We start from the raw sequence: 21,362 nt of genomic DNA, 5'->3' as shown, positions 1-21,362 counted from the left end.
TACAAAACCAGAGTTCAGAGTTACCCGAACTTCCCGGCTGTCGAGGCAATTACAAAGGCCGCGTAAGTGAGGACGTTGCCCACAGTAAAGTGAACTAAGCCAACCAAACGACCTTGGACGATCGACAAAGCAACAGGCTTGTCTTTCCAGCGAACCAAGTTAGCCAAAGGAGTGCGCTCGTGAGCCCAAACCAAAGTCTCGATCAACTCTTGCCAGTAACCTCTCCAAGAGATCAGGAACATGAAACCAGTTGCCCAAACAAGGTGTCCGAATAAGAACATCCAAGCCCAGACTGACAAGTTGTTAGTACCATACGGGTTGTAACCGTTGATCAACTGAGAAGAATACAGCCAGAGGTAATCGCGGAACCAGCCCATCAGGTAGGTAGAAGACTCATTGAACTGAGCCACGTTACCTTGCCAGATGCCCAGGTGCTTCCAGTGCCAGTAGAACGTTACCCAAGCTAGGGTGTTCAACATCCAGAATACAGACAGGTACATCGCGTCCCAAGCAGAGATGTCGCAAGTACCGCCACGGCCGGGGCCGTCGCAAGGGAAAGCATAACCGAAGTCTTTTTTGTCCGGCATCAGCTTAGAACCGCGTGCATCCAGAGCGCCCTTGACCAAGATCAAGGTGGTGGTGTGCAAGCCTAGTGCGATCGCGTGGTGAACCAAGAAATCGCCAGGTCCGATCGCCAAGAACAGAGAATTAGTACCGCTGTTAATCCCGTCCAACCAGCCTGGGAGCCATACGTTGCCGTAGTTCGGCCAAGCGGTAGAAGCAATGCTGTCAGGGTTAGACAACAGCACGTCCATGCCGTAGAGAGCTTTTCCGTGAGCAGCTTGGATGAACTGTGCGAACACTGGTTCAATCAAGATTTGCTTTTCAGGAGTTCCGAAAGCGACTACAACGTCATTGTGAACGTACAAACCGAGAGTGTGGAAGCCCAAGAACAGCGACACCCAGCTCAAGTGAGAGATAATCGCTTCTTTGTGCTGCAACACGCGATCGAGCACGTTGCCTTTGTTTGCTTCAGGATCGTAGTCCCGCACCAAGAAGATAGCTCCGTGGGCGAAAGCGCCGACCATGATGAATCCAGCAATGTACTGGTGGTGGGTGTAAAGCGCAGCCTGAGTCGTGAAGTCCTTACCTATGAAAGCGTAGGGAGGCATCGCGTACATATGCTGTGCTACCAAGGAGGTAATTACGCCCAAAGCAGCGAGGTGAAATGCCAGTTGGAAGTGCAGGGAGTTGTTGTAGGTTTCATACAAGCCTTGGTGAGGCAAGTTGAACTGTCCTTCACTCTTGCCGCCGACCAAACCAGCCTTAGAATCCAACATCTCTTTGATGCTGTGACCGATACCGAAGTTAGTCCGGTACATATGACCGGCAACGATAAACAGAACGGCGATCGCCAAGTGGTGGTGAGCGATGTCTGTCAGCCACAGGGATTCTGTTTGAGGGTGGAAGCCACCCAAGAAAGTCAGAATTGCGGTTCCCGCGCCTTCGGAAGTACCGAAGACATGGTTCGCTGCATCTGGATTCTCGGCGTATACGCCCCAGTTACCACTGAAGAACGGAGCCAAACCGGCCGGGTGAGGCGGGGTAGACAGGAAGTTGTCCCAACCTACGTGCTGTCCGCGAGATTCGGGGATAGCAACGTGAACCATGTGACCAGTCCAAGCCAAAGAGCTGACACCGAACAAACCAGCCAAGTGGTGGTTGAGGCGAGATTCAGCATTTTTGAACCAAGACAAGCTGGGGCGGTACTTGGGTTGGAGGTGCAACCAACCTGCGAACAGGAATACAGCCGCCAGTAGTAGCAAGAAGATAGCTCCTTGATACAGGTCGGCGTTTGTCCGAATCCCTTGGGTGAACCACCAATGGTAGACACCGGAGTAAGAGATATCCACCGGGTTAGAAGCGCCCCCTTGAGTGAAAGCTTCTACTGCAGGAGCGCCGAATTGCGGGTCCCAAATCGCGTGAGCGATCGGGCGGACGTTGAGAGGGTCTTTAATCCACTGTTCAAAGTTACCTTGCCATGCTACGTGGAACAGGCTGCCCGATGTCCACAAGAAAATGATTGCTACGTGGCCGAAGTGAGAAGCAAAAATCTTTTGGTAAAGATTTTCTTCGGTCATGCCATCGTGGCTTTCAAAGTCGTGTGCTGTGGCAATCCCGTACCAGATCCGCCGTGTGGTCGGGTCTTGGGCAAGGTCTTGGCTAAATTTTGGAAATTTCGTTGCCATAAGCCTTGATTAATCCTGAATCCTGAACAAAATTGAAGGGATTCGGTTCGGAGTTTGGATTCTCGATTTGAGATTCCTCCCAAATCGAGAATCCAAAACCTAGGGGTAGTTTACCCTACCGAAATGATTCGCGCTAGGAAAAATGCCCACGTAGTGACAATTCCTCCTAGGAGGTAGTGAGCTACACCCACAGCCCGACCCTGAATAATGCTCAGAGCGCGAGGCTGAATCGACGGAGCTACCTTGAGCTTGTTGTGAGCCCAAACAATCGACTCAATCAGTTCTTGCCAGTAGCCGCGGCCGCTGAACAGGAACATCAAGCTGAAGGCGAAGACGAAGTGTCCAGCTAGGAACATCAGACCGTAGGCCGACAGTGCCGAACCGTAGGACTGAATCACCTGAGAAGCTTGCGCCCACAGGAAGTCCCGCAGCCAGCCGTTAATCGTGATCGAACTTTGTGCGAAGTTGCCGCCGGTAATGTGAGAAATTGTGCCGTCTGACGATACTGTTCCCCACACGTCCGACTGCATTTTCCAGCTAAAGTGGAAAATCACGATCGAGATGCAGTTGTACATCCAGAACAAGCCTAGGAACACGTGATCCCAACCAGAAACTTGGCAGGTGCCGCCACGGCCGGGGCCGTCGCAAGGGAACCGGAAGCCCAAGTTGCCTTTGTCAGGAACCAAGCGAGAACTGCGTGCAAACAACACGCCCTTCAAGAGAATCAGGACTGTAACGTGAATGGTGAAAGCGTGGATGTGGTGGATCATGAAATCCGCCGTACCCAACTCGATCGGCATCATCGCTACTTTGCCGGCGACTACTACTGCACCGCCGCCAAAAGCGTGGCTGACGATTTCCGTAGCATTAGGCGCTGTTGTGCCCGGAGCCAAAGCGTGGATGTTTTGCACCCACTGGGCAAATATCGGACGCAACTGAATCCCGGTATCCGAGAACAAATCTTGAGGACGACCGAAAGCGCGCATCGTGTCGTTGTGAACGTACAAACCGAAGCTGTGGAAGCCCAAGAATATACAAACCCAGTTCAGGTGGGAAATGATCGCATCTCTATGACGGATCACGCGATCCAACAAGTTGTTGACATTTCCAGCGGGATCGTAATCCCGAACCATGAAGATTGCTCCGTGAGCGGCTGCTCCAACAATCAGGAATCCGCCAATCCACATGTGGTGGGTGAACAGGGATAGCTGAGTCGGGTAGTCGGTCGCGATGTACGGATACGGAGGCATCGCGTACATGTGGTGGGCGACGATGATGCTCAGAGAGCCCATCAGTGCCAAGTTAATCGCCAGTTGCGCGTGCCAAGAAGTAGTCAGGATTTCGTAGAGACCTTTGTGACCTTCACCAGTGAAGGGGCCTTTGTGGTTCTCTAGGATTTCTTTCATGCTGTGGCCGATGCCCCAGTTCGTGCGGTACATATGACCAGCCACGATGAACAGCACTGCCAAAGCCAAGTGGTGGTGTGCTGTATCAGTCAGCCACAAACCGCCTGTGGTGGGGTTCAGACCGCCTTTGAAGGTCAGGAAGTCTGTGTATGCGCCCCAGTTGAGGGTGAAGAAGGGGGTTAAACCTTTAGCGAAACTCGGGTAGATGTCAGCCATCAAGCCCGGTGTCAAAATCCACTCGTGCGGCAGGGGGATGTCGGCAACTGTTTTGATCAGCTTACCGCCGACTGTCAGCGGTGCACCTGCATCGATCGCGTCCATGCAAGCATTGATCGGCAGAGCAACGTGAATTTGTTGTCCTGCGAAGCCCAAGCACCCGCAGCCTAACAAAACTGCCAAGTGGTGGTTCATCATCGATTCCACGTTCTGGAACCATTCCAGTTTCGGAGCGCGGACGTGATAGTGGAACCAACCGGCAAACAGCATCAAAGCTGCCATTACCAGGGCGCCGATCGCAGTGCAATATAGCTGGTATGAGTTAGTGATGCCGTTGGCGCGCCACAGTTGGAATAGACCAGAGGTGATCTGAATCCCGTGAAAGCCGCCGCCTACATCTGCATTTAAAATTTCTTGACCAAAAATCGGCCAGACCACTTGAGCGCTGGGCTTGATGGCTGTAGGATTTGTCAGCCAAGCTTCGTAATTGGAAAATTTAGCGCCGTGGAAATATGCGCCACTCAACCATACGAAGATTACTGCCAAGTGGCCGAAGTGAGCGCTAAAGATTTTGCGCGAAACGTCTTCTAAGTCACTTGTATGACTGTCAAAGTCGTGAGCGTTAGCGTGGAGGTTCCAAATCCAAGTGGTGGTTTTTGGCCCCTTAGCTAGAGTGCGATCAAAATGACCGGGTTTTGACCACTTCTCGAAAGAAGTTGGAACCGGATTCTTATCGACTACTACCCTAGCTTTTACCTCTCGCTCTGGAGGACTAATGGTCATGAAGACTCTCCTCTCGGTAAGACAAGGAACGAGAACTGAACACTGTACCGGACACTCCCCACGCTTGATTAGGCGGGGGATTCTCGAAAAAGCCGACACTACACGGTACTTTACTCTTTGCAGAGCTAGACGCAGGTGCATCGTCTCCCCAAGCATTTTGCTTCTGTGAAGAAGCCAGTTTCCCAGTGTCGCTAACAATGTGCCTGGGTACTGCCAACTCTTCTCGCTATCTGGAGCCGCCGATCGCGTCCTTGATTCAGACTTGATACGCCTGCTCCTTTTGAGGGAGTTTTATGAATTATAAGCTTGCTAGAGGAGTATTAATCGCTTGTTAACAATACTTAAAAAAGGCTCAATTCTTGATGTAATAACGCCTTTAAATCCCACAGTCCCTCGAAAAAGTCAAGGGGTACTGCCATTAACTTTACAAAACTCAAAGATAAGGTAATTTAGGAATACTCATTTGTAGATATATGTTTGGGAAAAAGGCTGCGGCAATTAAGAGTGGGAGAGGATGGGTTGCCCGCTGCTGCCTCAATCCGGGCTCCTACGCGGCTTTGGAATTCCAAAGCCGGCAATTCCCCAATACTAAATTCATTTTTGGGCTATAGTTCCCTATGAGAAGGCTTCTAGGAGTATGGTTGCGTGATTGGGATCAATTGGCACAGAACGGTTGCGGGCAGGCTGCTGGCATTGTTGGCAGTAGCAGTATTAATGTTGGGTTTAGCAAGTTGTGGCGCGGGCAATCCCGAATTGCCCAAACCAGGGAACAAGAGCGGCTCAGCTACAGCCCCAGTAAACAGAATCTCAGAGGTTTCTCCCCCAGAAGCCATTCAACAACTGCGTCAGGCTCTAGAAATCTACCAGCCTCAAATTAGTATTTTGAATCCAAAACCTGACGAAGTGCTTCAGGATATAAATGTGTCTGTTCAGTTCCAAGTTAAGGACTTGCCCATTTTCAAAGATGCAAACTTGGGTTTGGGCCCCCATCTGCAAGTTTTATTAGACAACCAACCTTATGCAGCAGTTTACGACATCAACCAACCTTTAACCCTCTCCGACTTAGAGCCCGGAACCCATACCCTGCAGGTGTTCGCCGCCCGCCCTTGGGAAGAAAGCTTTAAAAACGAAGGTGCCGTGGCTCAAACCACCTTTCACATTTTTACCAAAACAGACGACAACAATCCCGATCGAACATTGCCCCTATTAACGTACAACAGCCCCCAAGGCAGCTACGGGGCAGAGCCCATCCTGCTCGACTTTTACTTGACAAATGCCCCCCCGCACGAAGTGGCGCAAGAAAATTCCCAAGATGAAATACTCGATTGGAAAATTCGAGCCACAGTCAACGGCGAAAGCTTTGCGATCGACCAGTGGCAACCTATATATCTTAAAGGATTCAAACCAGGGAAAAACTGGGTACAGCTAGAATTAATTGACGAACGGGGAAATATCGTCAAAAACGCCTTTAATAATACAGTCAGACTGATAAATTTCCAGCCGCTTGGCCAAGAGCCTCTTTCTAAATTAGTACGGGGCGAACTAACAGCAGCAGAAAGTCGCAGTATAGTCGATCGCACCTACCAAGCCCCCGCACCCACACCAACCCCAACCCCCGAACCAACACCGACACCTGCATTAGAAAAAACACCAGTTGTCCAACCCTCACCAGCGGTTCCAGAAACCCCTGTTACCCAACCAAGCTTACAGCCAACAGTCGCTCCCGAAATTGCTCCCATTCAAGTAATAGAACCAACACCGACAGCAACCCCCCAACTCGAAGCGCCGAAAATTGTAGAACCAATTCAAGCAATAGAACCGACACCGACAGCAACCCCCCAACTCGAAGCGCCGAAAATTGTAGAACCAGTTCAAGTAATAGAACCGACACCGACAGCAACTCCACAGTTAGAAACCCCGAAAGTTGTTGCACCAGTTAAAATAATAGAACCGACCCCAACAGCATCTCCCCAAACAAAAAAACAGGAATATAAAGGATACTACAATCGGTTCCGCAACTTCTTGCGTGAAGAACAGCAACCTGCTAATCCTTCAGAGCCACCAACCCTGCCAGAAATAACAGGAAAAGCTCCAGTACCAAAAGTAGTTGCTCCCGCAATACCAGAACAGTCTCCCAATCTTGTACCGCCAACGCCACCAGTTGCCGCTGAAACTCCTAACCAGCCAACCAGCGAATTAGCCCCTCCCGAAACAACAGTTTCCCAACCAGAAAATCAGCCCAAATCCGAACAAAAAGTCGAATTTGCCACCTAACAAAAACTTTCTGGGCTTCGTGGCATGGGCGTCCCGCCCGTGATCCATCTGCGGTCAAAAATCAAAAATTAGGACACTAAAAAATGACCTACCTCGAAACAGCCGCCAAATTCTACAGCGATGTTGCCGAAACACCCCAAATCGGACTTTGTTGCGTCCAAAGCAGTCCATTGCAATTGCCAGGATTAAAAATTCCCGAACAAATGCAAGAAATGAATTACGGCTGCGGCACAACCGTTCACGCCGCCGAACTCGTCGGCAATCCCTTCGTGCTTTATGTAGGCGTCGGCGGCGGCTTGGAAGCACTACAATTTGCATATTTCTCTAGACACAAAGGATCGGTTATTGCCGTCGATCCGGTTCCAGCAATGCGAGAGGCGGCTGCACGAAACCTGCAACTAGCCGCCCACGAAAATGATTGGTTTGAGCCGAGTTTTGTAGAAATTTGTGAAGGCGATGCTTTTGCGTTGCCGGTGCCGGATGCTTCTGTAGATGTTGTCGCCCAAAACTGCTTGTTTAATATCTTTGAACCTGCGGATTTAGCTAAAGCATTAAAAGAGACTTATCGGGTGTTAAAACCCGGTGGCAGATTGTTGATGAGCGATCCGATCGCAACTCGACCCATTCCGCAGCATTTGAAGGAAGACCAACGCTTGCGGGCCTTGTGTTTGTCCGGCGCTTTGACATACGCAGAATACGTTCAACACCTTGTAGACGTTGGTTTTGGGCAAGTGGAAGTGCGGGCGCGCCGTCCTTACCGATTGCTGGACAAACACAATTATCAATTGGATGCGGATTTGCTGTTAGAAAGCCTGGATTCGGTGTCTTTCAAAGTGGATGTACCGGATGACGGAGCTTGCATTTTCACTGGCAAGACGGCGATTTATACGGGGTCTGAAGAGCTGTTTGATGACGGGGCAGGCCACGTTTTGCAGCGGGGAGTTCCGGCGGCGGTGTGCGATAAAACTGCTGGGAAGTTGGGCGGATTGATGCCGGATAAGGTGTTAATTACGGATTCGACTTGGCATTATAACGGCGGCGGTTGCTGTTAATTTTTGGGAATGAGGAGGTAGCCTTCACCGCATAGATAGCTGCCTCTTTCAACTCTTTCTGCTAATAATTATCTTGGCAATGTGCCTCAAAAAAAATATTAGAGGAGTTATTGTATGAGTATTTTTGAGGTGTTAAAGAAGGAGAGATTCTAGGTGAGTATGAAAAATATTTTTTGCGAAGAACATCTAGATCGTGAACTTCTAAATCTCATCCTGTCATTCCTAGAAAATAATATAATTGACCTTCGAGTATTTGATGCAGTCATTGCAGTCTTTTATGAAAGGTGGGAGAAGATTACTCTGAAAATAGGGGAATTGTTGAATGCAGATAGAGCCACAATTTTTCTATTCGATGAAGAGCCGAATGAACTCTGGGCAATTGTAGCCAAAGATGAAAATGGCAAAAGCCTAGAGATCCGAGTTCCCGCCCATCTGGGCATTGCGGGAGAAGTAGCCACGCATAAAAAAGTGGTGAACATTCCTTATGATTTTTATAACGACCCCCGCTCGGCTAACGCCCAAAAAATTGACCCCAAAAATGGATATCGCACCTATTCGCTGCTGGCTATACCCTTGTTAAATGACGAAACAGGCAATTTAATCGCAGTAGTCCAACTCATTAATAAACTCAAGCCGAACCACAAATATTATGATACTTTAGACGAACAGATTGACAAAGTAGGGTTTACTCAAGCAGACGAACAAATTTTTCGAGAATTTGCCCCGTCGATTCGCCGAATTCTTGAGTGTTCTCAATATTTCTATGCAGCAACTCAAAGACAACGGGCCGCGACAGCGCTGACGGCGTGCATCAGCGCTCTTTCTCAGAGCAGTCTAGACTTAGATGATACCCTCAAGCGGGTGATGGATCAGGCCCAAGAACTGATGCAAGCCGATCGCAGTACCTTGTGGCTGATCGACGAAGATAAAGACGAACTCTGGACGAAAGTCCCGATCGGCGGCAAACTTCAAGAAATTCGCATACCTAGAACCGCCGGTTGGGCAGGCATCGTCGCCCAATCCACCGAACCCCTGCTGATTCCCTTTGACGTGTACGACGATCCCCGCGCTGCCATCTGCAAAGAAATCGATCAAAAAACTGGCTACCGCACTTGCAGTATGCTGTGTATGCCAGTGTTTAACTCAGACCGAAAATTGATTGGCGTCACCCAGTTAGTTAATAAAAAACGAAAAGGAGAATTCCCCCCCTACAACCCGGAAGATTGGCCACAGGCCCCCGACCAGTGGAAAGCGAGCTTCAATCGCAACGACCTGGAATTTATGAAAGCGTTTAACATCCAAGCAGGAGTCGCCTTGCAAAACGCTATCCTGTTTTCCGAGGTCAAACAACAAGAAACAAGACATAAAGATATAGTGCGATCGCTCCCTAACGGCGTCATCTCCACAGATAAAAAAGGTAAGATTATTACCGCTAACTATCGGGCTAAACAATTGGTAGGTGCTAGCGAGGGAGAAGTCGTAGAGGGTGTATTTTTGGGTGATTTAATTAACATCGAGAATGAGAGTTTTAGTCAATGGTTAAACAGTGCTTTGTCACCGGAAGGCGATCGAGATAGAGAGCAATATTACCCCAATCTAGTTCTATTGCCTTTGCAAGGAGAACCGCAGAATATCAATCTGTGGGTTAACTCGATCGCAAGTGCGATCGACCCGACCAAAATTAACGGTGTCTTGGTTATTTTGGAAAATAATTGCAGGGAAAAGCAAGCATAAAATTTCGATCAGCAAGAGAGGCGAGTTTGTGAACCTGTTAATTCTCTGGTTCTTCAGAGAGAATTTACAAGGGTGGCGACATCTGCCCGTTCTTTGATTGGAGATACTGGTATACTACGATCGACAGTTAGTTATTTAAGAATTTGTAGTCATGGTAAATATGTCAAGCATCTCCAATATGGCATCGGGAGTGGAAAGTGACTTTCTGGGAGAGATTGATAACCTTGACAGGCAATTACACGATCGCTTTCAAGACAAGTTTCTAGTCCAGCCCTCCCTGACCAGACTTTTGGTTAGTTTTCAGGCTAACAAAACTCGACCAATCTATCGATGGTACAAGTACAAGGAAGCTTTTTCCGCTTCACTGGTCGAGTTTTTATTCCAAAAATATCAAGTCATTCAAGGCAAGATTTTAGATCCTTTTACAGGTAGTGGAACTGCTCTATTTGCTGCTAGCGACTTGGGAATAGATGGTGAGGGGATTGAATTATTACCTATTGGTCAACATATAATTAATACCAAAATTATTTTAGACACTGCCTTCACTATTGATGATTTTCAGCGGCTAAAGACATGGTTTAATTTGCAAATATGGAAACAATTTCAAAACCCAGTCACTCTGCCAGAATTGAGAATCACTAAAGGGGCTTACTCCGAAGAAACTAAAATAGAAATTGAGCAATATCTTGGAGCTTGTTATCAAGAAAATACCAAGGTTCAATCAGTTTTAGTCTTGACTTTACTGTGTGTTTTAGAATCCGTAAGCTATACACGCAAAGATGGACAGTATCTTCGTTGGGATTACCGTTCGGGTCATGGCACGTCAAAGAAGTCCTTCAATAAAGGTGAGGTTCTGGAGTTCAGTCAAGCTATTACCAAAAAATTTAATGAACTTGTTAACGACTTAGAACCTCCTACACAACAACTTGAGCTTTTTCAAACTCAGAATAATCAACAAGGCAAAATTAATTTGCATCAAGGTTCTTGTCTGAAGATAATGCCCGATTTGCCGGACTCTACCTACGATGCAATCATCACATCTCCACCCTACTGCAATCGATATGACTATACTCGCACCTATGCACTAGAGCTAGCTTTACTAGGAATTTGTGAAAAGGAATTAATTAATCTGCGTCAGGAAATGCTAAGTTGTACGGTTGAGAATCACCCCAAAGATTTATTGGCTATTAATCAGGATTGGGAAGTAGCTTTAAGTATTGCTAATTCGCAAACTCTCTTGCAGGCTATCTTAAGATATTTGGACACCCAAAAGTCACAGGGTATATTGAACAACAATGGTATACCAAGAATGGTAAGAGGATATTTCTATGAAATGGCTTGCGTAATACAAGAAAGCTTTCGTATCCTTAAACCCGGGGCATTTTTGTTTATGGTTAATGACAATGTGCGCTACGCAGGTATAAGTATTTCAGTGGACATGATTCTTTCTGATTTCGCTGAAAAAGTCGGCTTTATTACGGAAAATATTCTAGTTTTACCAGGTGATAAGGGGAATAGTAGTCAACAGATGGGAAACTATGGACGCGCTCCTTTGAGGAAGTGCGTTTATGTATGGAAAAAACAATAACTGGATACCTATGTGTGCTTATCGTAACCACCTTCAATCCAGTGACGATCTTGTCACAACCTATGAAGACACTCGTGCGGGTTTTGTGGCACTTGCCCTTGAAAAAAATCGACGCGCTACCCCTTACCTCGCCCAAGCAAGAGCACTTCAAGAAGCTGCGGGTCAAGCTGCGAGTCCTGCTGATTTGTTAAATGTTAAGGGCATTGAAATGGGATTGTTGACTGCTGCAGGATTATCTGACAAGTCTCTTGCTCATTTGATGCCAAAGGATAAGAGTGAAGCTATCAATGGTCTAATCAGGAATTTTCTTGAGCCAGCAGGCACAAATTTTGTGGAGGAATTGGTGTTTAGATTTCTACTGACTCGTGGTGACACGCTTGGTGGCTCAATGCGTAATGTTGGCGGAGTATTGGCACAAAGGAAACTAACTCGTGCTATCCTCTCGACTCTCACAATTGCTAGTAAGAGATATTATTGGCAAGACTCAAAGACAAAAAAGTGGATAGCCATGACAAATGATGACACAGAAATTGAGTTGTCTTTACGTGGGATAAGTTGGGAGAGCGAGCTGGGTAATCGCACATTGATTTATAACCTAACTGTTCCACTTGTCAGGAGCAATGTGGATTTATGTTTATTTAATCTTGCCCCGACGGAGTTGGTAGCTAATAAATCCAGCGCAATTGAGCCATCTATCGTGGCACCCTATGTTATTGCATTGGGCGAACTTAAAGGTGGAATCGATCCTGCAGGTGCAGATGAGCATTGGAAAACGGCACAAGCGGCCCTAAATCGCATACGTGAAGCATTTTCCACAGTTGGACACTCACCTCTGACTTTCTTTGTGGGCTCGGCAGTTGCAAGAAGGATGGCGGGTGAAATCTGGCATCAACTGGAAAACGGGACTCTCAGTAATGCTGCAAATCTGAATCAGGAGAATCAACTTGCATCTATTTCTCGTTGGTTATGTAATTTATAAAAGCAACAACCGTTTTGACTCCGTGTCGGTTTTACCATCCTCCCTCGCCCCCCTCTTGTGCCACAGCCATGTTCGCTATCTCCAAAAACCCTGGTTTAATCAGCTTTCTTCCCATCCTGCCAAACTTCCCGCTAAATTAAAGAAGTAAAAAAATCATCCACCCCCTACCAGGAGATGCCATGCCTCGCGTCAGAGCACCAGAATTCCCCGGAAACTACCCCTGGCTGAACACCGAAAAACCTTTATCCATTGAATCCTTAAAAGGGCGCGTCGTCCTCCTCGACTTCTGGACATACTGCTGCATCAACTGCTTGCACGTCCTCCCAGACTTAAAATACCTCGAACAAAAATATAAAGATTCCCTCACGGTTATCGGCGTTCACTCGGCTAAATTTGAAAACGAAAAAGAAGTAGAAAACATCCGCCAAGCTATCCTCCGCTACGATATCGAACATCCTGTAATCGTTGACAGCGGCATGAAAGTTTGGCAAAGCTACGCGGTTCGCGCTTGGCCGACTTTAATGGTGATCGATCCTGAAAGTTATGTCGTTGGCTTTGTTTCCGGCGAAGGCAATAGAGAAGCACTTGACGAGTTAGTTGGCAAGTTAATTGCTGAATACAAAGATAAAAATGCACTCAACTTTAAACAACTGCGTTTTACCTTAGAAAAACAGCGCAAACCTGTCTCAACACCGCTGGCTTTTCCCGGTAAAGTGCTGGCATTTGCGATCGCTGCAACGGAGGCAAAACAGCTTCACCAACAGGGCGCGCTTTTGGGCGAAATGAGTCAGGAAAATGAATCTGTAGATGAAACTGTATTGCCCGGACCGGCTAATTCAGTCATACAAAACTTAGTGGGTTCTTGCTTATTTATTGCCGATTCCGGCCACAATAGGATTGTTGTCAGCACCCTCGAAGGTGAGGTGCTGCACGTTATCGGTAGCGGTAAACCGGGTTTAACTGATGGGAACTTTGAAGAGGCTGAGTTTTATGCACCTCAAGGTATGGCTTTTGATGCAGAAAGTCAAATTCTATATGTTGCTGATACGGAAAATCATGCTCTCAGAAAGATTGATTTTACGACTCAACGGGTGGAAACTGTTGCTGGTACCGGCGAACAAAGTCACGAAATTTCTCCCCGCAGCGGCAAGGGTTTAGAAACGCAATTGAATTCGCCTTGGGATTTAGAAAGAGTTGGAAATAGACTTTTTATTGCAATGGCGGGTTCCCATCAAATTTGGGAAATGCAGTTAGACACTGGCACGATCGGCACTTATGCAGGTATTGGCCGAGAATCCTGTGTGGACGGAAGTCTTGCAGAATCTGCTTTTTCTCAGCCCAGCGGCCTGTCTACGGATCGATCGGAGTTGTTTGTTGCTGACAGCGAAATTAGTTCGATTCGCGCTGTGGGTATTGATGAAGACCCGAAGGTGCGTACAGTCTGCGGTAGCGGTGAATTGTTTGGTTTTGGAGATAAAGATGGTCGCGCTGAGGAGGTAAGGTTACAGCACTGTTTAGGTGTTGAATACGCTCAAAATTACCTCTGGGTGGCTGATACTTACAATCACAAAATTAAGCGGATCGACCACCGGGGCGGTACGTGCAGAACAATGATTGGAGATGGTACAGCAGGTTTGGTTGATGCTAAAGGTCTCAAGGCTCGATTTTTTGAACCTTCAGGGTTGAGTGCGATCGGGCCTCATTTGTTTGTTGCTGATACGAACAATCATGTAATCCGAAGAGTTGAGTTGGATACGCTGGAAGTCACAACTTTGGATTTCCCCAGTTTGTGCGCCCCGGATGTTTGTCTTCCTGATTAAGTCGATCGACTTTTTTTACTTCAGGCAGGGTTTTCAATTCTCGTGATTGCCAGATTGATTGTGGTAAAGTAGGGTGCTCTTCGGCGCACCTTACCACAATTTTCAAGCCAAGTAAGTTAACCTAAAACCGCGATCGCCCCTATTAAATAATCGCAAAAATCCTCGCCCCAATCTAAAATTCCGCATAGCTCAGCAGCCGCACTATTTTTTCATTATCGTTCAATTCGCCGACAATTCGTCGCACGGGTTTCGGCCAGATTTTAATCAAAGTAGGAGTTGCTGAAATCTGATCTGCCTCAGCTTGGTCTGGATGTTTCAAAACATCAATTACTTTTAAAGTGTAGGGACGATCGAGACATTGCTCTAAAAACTGGTGTAAAGTTTCGAGGGTGCGTTCGGTGCTGGGGTTGCTGCCGGAAACAAACAGACGCAAAACGTACCCTTGAGTTTGTGGTGGTGGGGTGAGTGCTGTTGGTTTGGGAAGCCGAGTCTGCTGCGGTTGCGGAAAGCCCAAGGGAGTTACTATGGAACTGCTCCAGTCCCATCGAGCTTCGGGGCTGGCATACTGTACAACTAAGTCGTGATTTTCCCAAAGTTCGGGGAATTGTTCGTGATAAGTAGCGATTGCCATCGGTTCGCACATTTCTTCGCTGCGGGGATGCCACACTAAGTCGCCAGTCCCAAAAATGGCGTTCAGCAGCGTTTGATGTCGCAGCACAGGGGGGTAAGCCTCGGCAGCAACCCGCACCTGCCGATCGCCGGGATCGAGCCAGGAGTCAACGGTTGCCGTGTAGCAAGGTATCAGAAAATGCGGCGGTTCGGACAAACCGAGGAGCTCCTGTAGAGCTACGCACAACTGCAAGTGCCAGTGAGTTTGCTTGCGGGGGTCTATGCAATAGATTAAGTCTCCCCCTGGTGTAAACAGCGCAATGCCTTTGAAAATTTCTGGCAAAATCGGGCGATCGACTTTCAATTCAGTACACCAATAAAAGTTAACAGTTAACTGTTAACAGTTAACTGTTAACACTCGACATTTAGACTCGACCTCGGAGCATCTGAGCCATTTCGTTCGGGAACGGCGAGTTCTCTACACAAAGTTCTTCAGTAATCCGACCTTCTTGATAAAGACCGTAGAGCGACTTATTCATCGTCGTCATGCCTTCATAAGTATCTTTGATCATGATTTGATTGATTTCCTCATTCTGGCCCTTCAGAATGTATTCCTTAACCACGTCGGTATTGATCATAACGTCGTGGAAAGCAGCCCGCTTCCCATCTGTGGTTTTGCACAGCAGTTGAGCAATAATCGCCACTAGGGATTCGGAAATTGAAACCCGTATGGCATCCTGTTCTTCCGCCCCGAACATATCAAGAATCCGGTTCAGGGTCTTAACCGCACTGTTGGTGTGCAGTGTTCCTGCAACTAAGTGACCGGTTTGAGAGGCTTTGAGGGCGATTTCCACCGTCTCTCTGTCCCGAATTTCTCCTACTAGCAGCATATCCGGGTCTTGTCGCAGAGCGCCTTTGAGAGCGCTCATAAACTTGAGGGTGTGCCTGCCGACTTCCCGGTGCTTGATCAAGGATTTTTTGCTTTCGTGTACAAATTCTACCGGGTCTTCGATCGTGATGATATTGTAGGCTTTAGTCTTATTGATGTAGTCGATCATCGCGGCCAACGTGGTAGACTTACCCGAACCTGTCGGGCCTGTCACCAAAATCAGCCCTTTGTGGTAGCCACATATTTTCCTAAATACCTCCGGCAGTTTCAATTCCTCCAGTGTCATTATTTTGGCAGGAATTAGCCGCAGCACCATTGCCGGGCCGGCCAAGGAGTCCATGCAACTAATCCGAATGCGGACGAACCCAAAGTCGAAAGCGCCGTCAAAGTCTAGGGTTTTTTGGAAAATTTCAATTTCTTCATCGCTCATGCACTCCCGCAACCAGCCAAAAAACGTATCTAAATCGGTCGGTGGATAGCCGATGTCGGCAATCTCGCCCCGCGTGCGGAAGCGGGGAACTTCGTTTACTCCGAGGTGAAGGTCGGATACTCCTTCTTCTTTGGCTCGGATTACTAGCTCTTTCAAAGTCGGAACTCCGCCGCTGCTAGAGCTGGGGCCTTTAGGTGTGGCGAAGGATTGCGGCGGCGGTGCTGGTGCTGGTGCTGGTGCTGGTGCTGGTGCCGGGGGCGGTGCTGGTGGCATTCCTGCTGCTCTGGGGGGCATTCCGGGAGCAGGAGGGCGGGGCATTCCTGGCGGTGGGGGGGCTCCGGGTACGGGCGGGCGAGGAGCTGGCGGATGCTGTTGTGTCATATGCGCTACCTTAAGTTGGTGAGAAGGCTGACTCGAACAGATGATTTGTGGGAGTTGAACAATGCCGATCGCCATTGTGCGCGTCTTGCACAAAAGCTTAACTGTTGTACTAAGTCTATCCTAAGAGGGGGTCATAATGCTGCACTACTAAGGAAATATTCTGCCAATTGGAGGATGCGATCGCTCTTGCCCTACGAGCCAATATGGATTTTCTACTTTGTGGGAGAATTTTTGTTAAGGAAAAGAGTTTTCCGCAGCCACGCAGTATAAATTGATACTTTATCCAAATATTAAGGACTTAAACCGATGAATTCTGCCGATCGGGCTTTTACTCCAGCTCTGGAGTTGGCGGAGTCGATCCGCACCCTGGAAGTGTCGCCTTTAGAAATTGTCAATCTCTACTTGGAACGCATTGAGCGATTAAACCCTGAGCTGGGCAGTTATTTTACTGTAACGGCCGAGCGGGCGATCGCCCTAGCTAAATCTCAAACCGAAAAACTAGCTGGATTAAACAAGCCACAGGAATTGCCACCTTTTTTCGGAGTGCCCATCGCCATTAAAGACTTGACACCTGTTACCGGCGTTCCGTGTACATACGGCACTCAGGCTTTGCTGGGTAACATCTCTGCCTACGACGAGTCAGTAGTATGGCGGATCAAAGCAGCGGGATTTAACATTCTGGGCAAAACAGCCACCTCTCAAATTGGCTCATTACCTTACACCGAACCCGAAGGTTTCCCGCCCGCGCGCAATCCCTGGAATTTAGACTATACACCCGGAGGTTCCAGCGGTGGCTCAGCGGCGGCTGTAGCAGCGGGTTTGTGCGCGATCGCCCAAGGTTCAGACGGCGGCGGTTCGATTCGGGGGCCGGCTTCCTGCTGCGGTTTAGTGGGCATTAAACCATCGCGGGGGCGAGTTTCCTGGGCACCTGTCGGAGATTACCTCAGCGGCATTTCTGCCAACGGCCCACTGGCGCGCACTGTAGCTGACGCCGCCGCACTTTTGGATGTAATGTCAGGCTACACAACAGGCGATCCGTACTGGCTACCCGATTCAAATCCGACGTTTTTAGAGGCTTCCCGTCAACAGCAGGGCAAACTGCGAATAGCGTTTTCTACGACTATTTCCCCTGTGGGCGAGGCTGCGCCTATCTGTCAGCAAGCGGTACTCGAAACAGTAAAATTATTGACAGATTTGGGCCATGATGTCGAACCTGGATGCCCGGATTTTACGGGTTTAATCGAACCGTTTATCGCAATTTGGCAGTCGGGGGCGGCTGCAAGTGGCATTCCCGGCCCTGCTTTGGAACCGATGAATCGCTGGCTGTTAGAAAGAACTGTTTCGGCTGGGGAATATTTGCGGGCGGTGAATCAAATGCAGGTGATTTCACGGCGGATTGTGGGATTCTTTGAAAAATTTGATGTGTTAGTTTTGCCGACTTATATGCACTCGCCAATCCGGGTTGGGGAGTGGGCGGATTTGAGTTTTGAAGAAACTTTGCAGCGCATTATTAATTGGGTAGCTCCTTGTCCGCCATTTAATGCTAGTGGTTTGCCTGCGATCGCACTTCCTGCCATTTTAGATGACAACGGTTTGCCCGTGGGAATTCAAATTATCGGGCGACCGGCGGCGGAAGCAACTTTAATTGCTTTAGCGGCGCAGATGGAAGCGGCGAAACCTTTCCCGGTTTTAGATTTTAAATAGAGAAGAGCAAGGGATAAAATCACATTTCCCTTTTTTAGGGGTATGCCAAATCAGGATTTGTGTGCGGGGAACTAGAAATCCGGTTTTTCGCATAAATTTCTATTGACTGTTGACAATCAAGCATCCAGGATACAAGCCCCCGGATTCATCCGTGGGGTCAATGCTTCAATTCTTTAATCTAAAATCTAAAATCTAAAATCTAAAATCGATTGACTGTTTGACATTTGAACAATACCGATGCAACGGCCAACGAGAGGATGGAGAAAGGGGACAAATTTCAGGTTTAATCTTGGTAAAGAAATATAAAATACTTCTTAAGGTACTTGACAGTTTTGGAAAAAAGGATAAAATAACTTCAAAATTATTCCCGATGGCGGGTGTATCTAAAAAAATAGCTTATGTTTAACACAGCAGGACTATCTGGAGAAAATCCGAGTCTGGGAAATGTTGCGGGTGTTTCAGCGGAAATACTAGACTTATTTGGCAGTAAGTTCGATCGCTTAAATCGGATCGGCCAAAGTGCCGTCGGCGATACCAATGGTTTATTTGATAGCTACGATTTGGCTCAAAAATCAGATTTGGCTGCTGCTGCGGCTGGTAGTGCGATCGGCCTTTTGGAGAAATTAACCGACTTCAGTCTCCCATCGTCAGGAGGCGACAATCTTAAATTTGATAGTAGTCTAAAATCCCCGACCGCTGCCTCCACTCAAGGTGAGATAGACGAACTGACAGGGATGGCTTTACCTGTTGGTGAACTCTCCCTATTCCAAACTTTTTCCCTATTTCCTGATGAAAACTGGGCTTTCAATTTTAAAGATTACACCATCGAACACCAAGGTTTAAACACCCTCAACCTGAAAGTTGGTTACGGGTTAAAACCGGGAATTACCCCGAACGAATATCCCGATTTTGTACCCATTTACCAAAGTATTGATAATTTCCTAGTTAACTACCCGAACGAAACTGATTTTTGGGAAATTGTTAACAAAAATTTGACGGAAAAGGTGCTTACTGAAAATCCGGTACTGACAGATGTTACGATTCAACTGGAAGTTTTGCCAACGGAGAGATTGCCCTACGAGCGCGCCAGTACAGTTTTCCGCAGTCAATCGGGCACAATCACAGAAGATTGGAATTTTTCAGTCAAAGACTACGCAATCAATCACCAAGGATTGAACAAGCTCAATCTCGATATAGATTACCAGTACAAGCCGGAAATCGCTCCCAATGAATATCCCGATTTTGTGCCAATCTACAAGAGCATTGATAACTTTTTAACCACATATCCGAACGAAACTGATTTTTGGGAAATTGTCAATAAAAACTTGACTCAAAATATCCTCAACGAAAATCCTGCCTTGGCGGCAATTAAGATAGATTTCAACGTTCTGCCAAGCCAAACCTTGCCCTACAACCGCACCAGCAAAGTTACTCGCACTCAACCCAGCAATCCTCAAGGAACTTTCCTAGTTGGCAATAGCCGGGGAAATAATGTACTTCGGTTTGACGGCAATACCGGCAATTTTCTAGGCGAATTTATTCCACCGGGAAGCGGCGGTTTGTTCAATCCAGATACGATCGTTTTTGGGCCAGATGGCAATGGCGATGATAAGTCGGACATTTACGTTAGTAGCGGCGATAAGCCCGGAAATTCCGGAGAACCGACAGCCTCTGCGGTATTGCGGTATGACGGAATTACTGGCGCATTTATTGACAAGTTTGTAGGCGATAATCCGAACACGGCGGTCGATGAAACTGGCGGATTGTTTCGCCCTTACGGTTTAGCTTTTGGCCCTGACGGTAATTTTTATGTCAGCAGTTTTTTGAGTGACCAAATTCTGCGATATAACGGCAAAACAGGACAGTTTATTGATGTATTTGCTTCGGGAAATCAGCAAGCGGGAGGATTGAATGGCCCGAACGGTTTACTGTTTGCTCCTGACGGCAATTTGTATGTGACAACGCAGGGGAGTGTTGCTCGCAATGGTAAAGCAGATTATAGCGCCGGTTTCCCCAGTCAGGTGCTGCGTTACAACCCGCAAACCCGGCAGTCAAGTATCTTTGCTTCGCCCGATCCTTCGCCTCGGAGTCAGGGATTTGCAAGTCTTTTGGGAATGGCAATCGGGCCCGCTGACGGCGACCTTTATGTCAGCGATTTTGCTAACGATATCAGGCGCTACAATTTAAGAAGTGGGGAATTGGTCAAGGTTTTATCTACCAATTATACTGATACTTCGCCCAGTAGCAATTATGTAGGTAGTTTGGCTTTTTCGCCGATCGGCAATTTGTTTGCAGTTGGCTTTGACAACCGCCCCAATGCTAACGGTGCCGGCGCTGTTTTGCGGTATAATGGCAAGACTGGCGAACCGCTGCCAATATCGGGAAATCCTGGATCGAGTAACAGTTCTATTTTTGTCCCTCCCGACAGCAAGCTACAGCGTCCAATAGGAATTGCTTTCTTTCCGTCCGATGCTCAACTGACGCAGAAATGGAATTTTAGCTTGGCAAATTACCCAATTAATCATCAAGGGTTAAACAACCTGAATATTGATGTAAATTATAAGTACAAAGACGGGATTCAAAATTATCAGTATCCTGATTTTGTGCCGATTTACAAGAGCATTGACAATCTTTTAGTTAACTACCCGAACGAAACTGATTTTTGGGAAATTGTTAACAAAAATCTGACCGAAAAAGTGCTCGCTGACAATCCGGCACTTTCGTCGGTGACGGTTAATTTGGATGTTTTACCGACGAACCGATTGCCTTACGAGCGCAGCACTACCGTTACTCGCACTCAAGATGGTAAATTAGGCGAAGCATGGGATTTCAAGATTCCTAATTACTCGATCGATCACCAGGGTTTGAATAACCTCAATATTGATGTCAAATATCAGTACAAACCAGGAATTACGCAGGATGAGTATCCCGACTTTGTGCCGATTTACAAAAGCATCGACAGTTTCTTGACTAATTATCCCAATGAAACGGATTTCTGGGAAATTCTTAATAAGAGTTTGACGCAAAAGCTGCTAGCCGAAAATCCGGCTTTGGATTCGTTGCAAATTAATCTGGATGTTTTGCCGACAAACAGATTGCCTTACGAGCGAGCTAGCATTGTGTCGATCGCTTAGCCTATCATTGAAAATTAGATGGACAAATCTTGACAAGAAATACATACTTAGCTACCGTAAGGGTACGGTTAAGTACGTTGCGTAGAAACCAGGTTTTTTCGCGTCCAAGACTAA

The 21,362-nt window shown here is 47.5% G+C and carries 11 protein-coding genes and 1 pseudogene; 8 read left to right on the top strand and 4 right to left on the bottom strand.

From position 1 onward, the window contains the following. Nucleotides 1-20: 20 nt before the first annotated feature. On the bottom strand, nt 21-2,249 hold the full coding sequence (gene psaB / locus QUB06_RS07010) for a photosystem I core protein PsaB (protein WP_333140504.1): 2,229 nt from the start codon (nt 2,247-2,249) through the stop codon (nt 21-23). Between the two features lie 110 nt (nt 2,250-2,359). Beyond that, complete coding sequence (gene psaA / locus QUB06_RS07005; RefSeq protein ID WP_333140502.1) at nt 2,360-4,654, bottom strand: photosystem I core protein PsaA; 2,295 nt, start codon at nt 4,652-4,654, stop codon at nt 2,360-2,362. A 645-nt stretch (nt 4,655-5,299) separates the two neighbouring features. Between psaA and QUB06_RS07000 the strand changes: the two genes are divergently transcribed. The 6 genes and pseudogenes from QUB06_RS07000 (at nt 5,300) to QUB06_RS06975 (ending at nt 14,101) form a co-directional block, all read left to right on the top strand. Beyond that, entirely contained in the window at nt 5,300-6,928 is a 1,629-nt protein-coding gene (locus QUB06_RS07000; RefSeq protein ID WP_333434681.1) for a hypothetical protein, read from the top strand. An 83-nt stretch (nt 6,929-7,011) separates the two neighbouring features. Continuing rightward, nucleotides 7,012-7,980 (top strand): arsenosugar biosynthesis arsenite methyltransferase ArsM, encoded by a 969-nt coding sequence (gene arsM / locus QUB06_RS06995; RefSeq protein ID WP_333434680.1) that lies wholly within the window; start codon nt 7,012-7,014, stop codon nt 7,978-7,980. A gap of 198 nt (nt 7,981-8,178) precedes the next feature. Continuing rightward, a pseudogene (locus QUB06_RS06990) lies at nt 8,179-9,708 on the top strand (GAF domain-containing protein); the annotation flags it as partial. Nucleotides 9,709-9,865: 157 nt separating this feature from the next. Continuing rightward, nucleotides 9,866-11,302: a site-specific DNA-methyltransferase gene (locus QUB06_RS06985; protein WP_333434678.1), complete on the top strand. Its 1,437-nt coding sequence runs from the start codon at nt 9,866-9,868 to the stop codon at nt 11,300-11,302. Further along, nucleotides 11,283-12,281: a type II restriction endonuclease gene (locus tag QUB06_RS06980; protein WP_333434677.1), complete on the top strand. Its 999-nt coding sequence runs from the start codon at nt 11,283-11,285 to the stop codon at nt 12,279-12,281. The genes QUB06_RS06985 and QUB06_RS06980 overlap by 20 nt, the downstream gene beginning before the upstream one ends. 179 nt (nt 12,282-12,460) lie before the next feature. Continuing rightward, the gene (locus QUB06_RS06975; protein ID WP_333140480.1) at nt 12,461-14,101 is read left to right on the top strand and encodes a thioredoxin-like domain-containing protein; all 1,641 of its coding nucleotides are present in this window, start codon (nt 12,461-12,463) and stop codon (nt 14,099-14,101) included. A 172-nt stretch (nt 14,102-14,273) separates the two neighbouring features. Here the strand turns inward: QUB06_RS06975 and QUB06_RS06970 are convergent, their stop codons facing one another. After that, nucleotides 14,274-15,074 (bottom strand): circadian clock KaiB family protein, encoded by an 801-nt coding sequence (locus QUB06_RS06970; RefSeq protein WP_333434676.1) that lies wholly within the window; start codon nt 15,072-15,074, stop codon nt 14,274-14,276. 61 nt (nt 15,075-15,135) lie between these two features. After that, entirely contained in the window at nt 15,136-16,410 is a 1,275-nt protein-coding gene (locus tag QUB06_RS06965; protein ID WP_333434751.1) for a type IV pilus twitching motility protein PilT, read from the bottom strand. Between the two features lie 306 nt (nt 16,411-16,716). Here QUB06_RS06965 and QUB06_RS06960 point away from each other — a divergent pair, with 306 nt between their 5' ends. Both QUB06_RS06960 and QUB06_RS06955 read left to right on the top strand, forming a co-directional pair. Continuing rightward, nucleotides 16,717-18,114 (top strand): amidase, encoded by a 1,398-nt coding sequence (locus QUB06_RS06960; RefSeq protein WP_333434675.1) that lies wholly within the window; start codon nt 16,717-16,719, stop codon nt 18,112-18,114. Between the two features lie 398 nt (nt 18,115-18,512). Continuing rightward, a complete protein-coding gene (locus tag QUB06_RS06955) occupies nt 18,513-21,248 on the top strand; it encodes an NHL repeat-containing protein (RefSeq protein WP_333434674.1) in 2,736 nt (911 codons plus the stop codon). Nucleotides 21,249-21,362 lie beyond the last annotated feature (114 nt).

Origin of the sequence: Microcoleus sp. D2_18a_D3, from assembly GCF_036702455.1 — a bacterium.
In the GTDB taxonomy this organism is placed as follows: domain Bacteria; phylum Cyanobacteriota; class Cyanobacteriia; order Cyanobacteriales; family Microcoleaceae; genus Microcoleus.
The sequence above is the reverse complement of the archived record's forward strand: the minus strand, read 5'-3'. Positions and strand labels throughout refer to the sequence as shown.

What these genes read in the sequence shown, in the direction of transcription:
- QUB06_RS06960 (WP_333434675.1), top strand. Translation starts at nt 16,717, where the DNA reads ATGAATTCTGCCGATCGGGCTTTTACTCCAGCTCTGGAGTTGGCGGAG.
- arsM (WP_333434680.1), top strand. Translation starts at nt 7,012, where the DNA reads ATGACCTACCTCGAAACAGCCGCCAAATTCTACAGCGATGTTGCCGAA.
- psaB (WP_333140504.1), bottom strand. Translation starts at nt 2,249, where the DNA reads ATGGCAACGAAATTTCCAAAATTTAGCCAAGACCTTGCCCAAGACCCG.
- psaA (WP_333140502.1), bottom strand. Translation starts at nt 4,654, where the DNA reads ATGACCATTAGTCCTCCAGAGCGAGAGGTAAAAGCTAGGGTAGTAGTC.
- QUB06_RS06965 (WP_333434751.1), bottom strand. Translation starts at nt 16,410, where the DNA reads ATGACACAACAGCATCCGCCAGCTCCTCGCCCGCCCGTACCCGGAGCC.
- QUB06_RS06980 (WP_333434677.1), top strand. Translation starts at nt 11,283, where the DNA reads ATGTATGGAAAAAACAATAACTGGATACCTATGTGTGCTTATCGTAAC.
- QUB06_RS06985 (WP_333434678.1), top strand. Translation starts at nt 9,866, where the DNA reads ATGGTAAATATGTCAAGCATCTCCAATATGGCATCGGGAGTGGAAAGT.
- QUB06_RS06955 (WP_333434674.1), top strand. Translation starts at nt 18,513, where the DNA reads ATGTTTAACACAGCAGGACTATCTGGAGAAAATCCGAGTCTGGGAAAT.
- QUB06_RS06975 (WP_333140480.1), top strand. Translation starts at nt 12,461, where the DNA reads ATGCCTCGCGTCAGAGCACCAGAATTCCCCGGAAACTACCCCTGGCTG.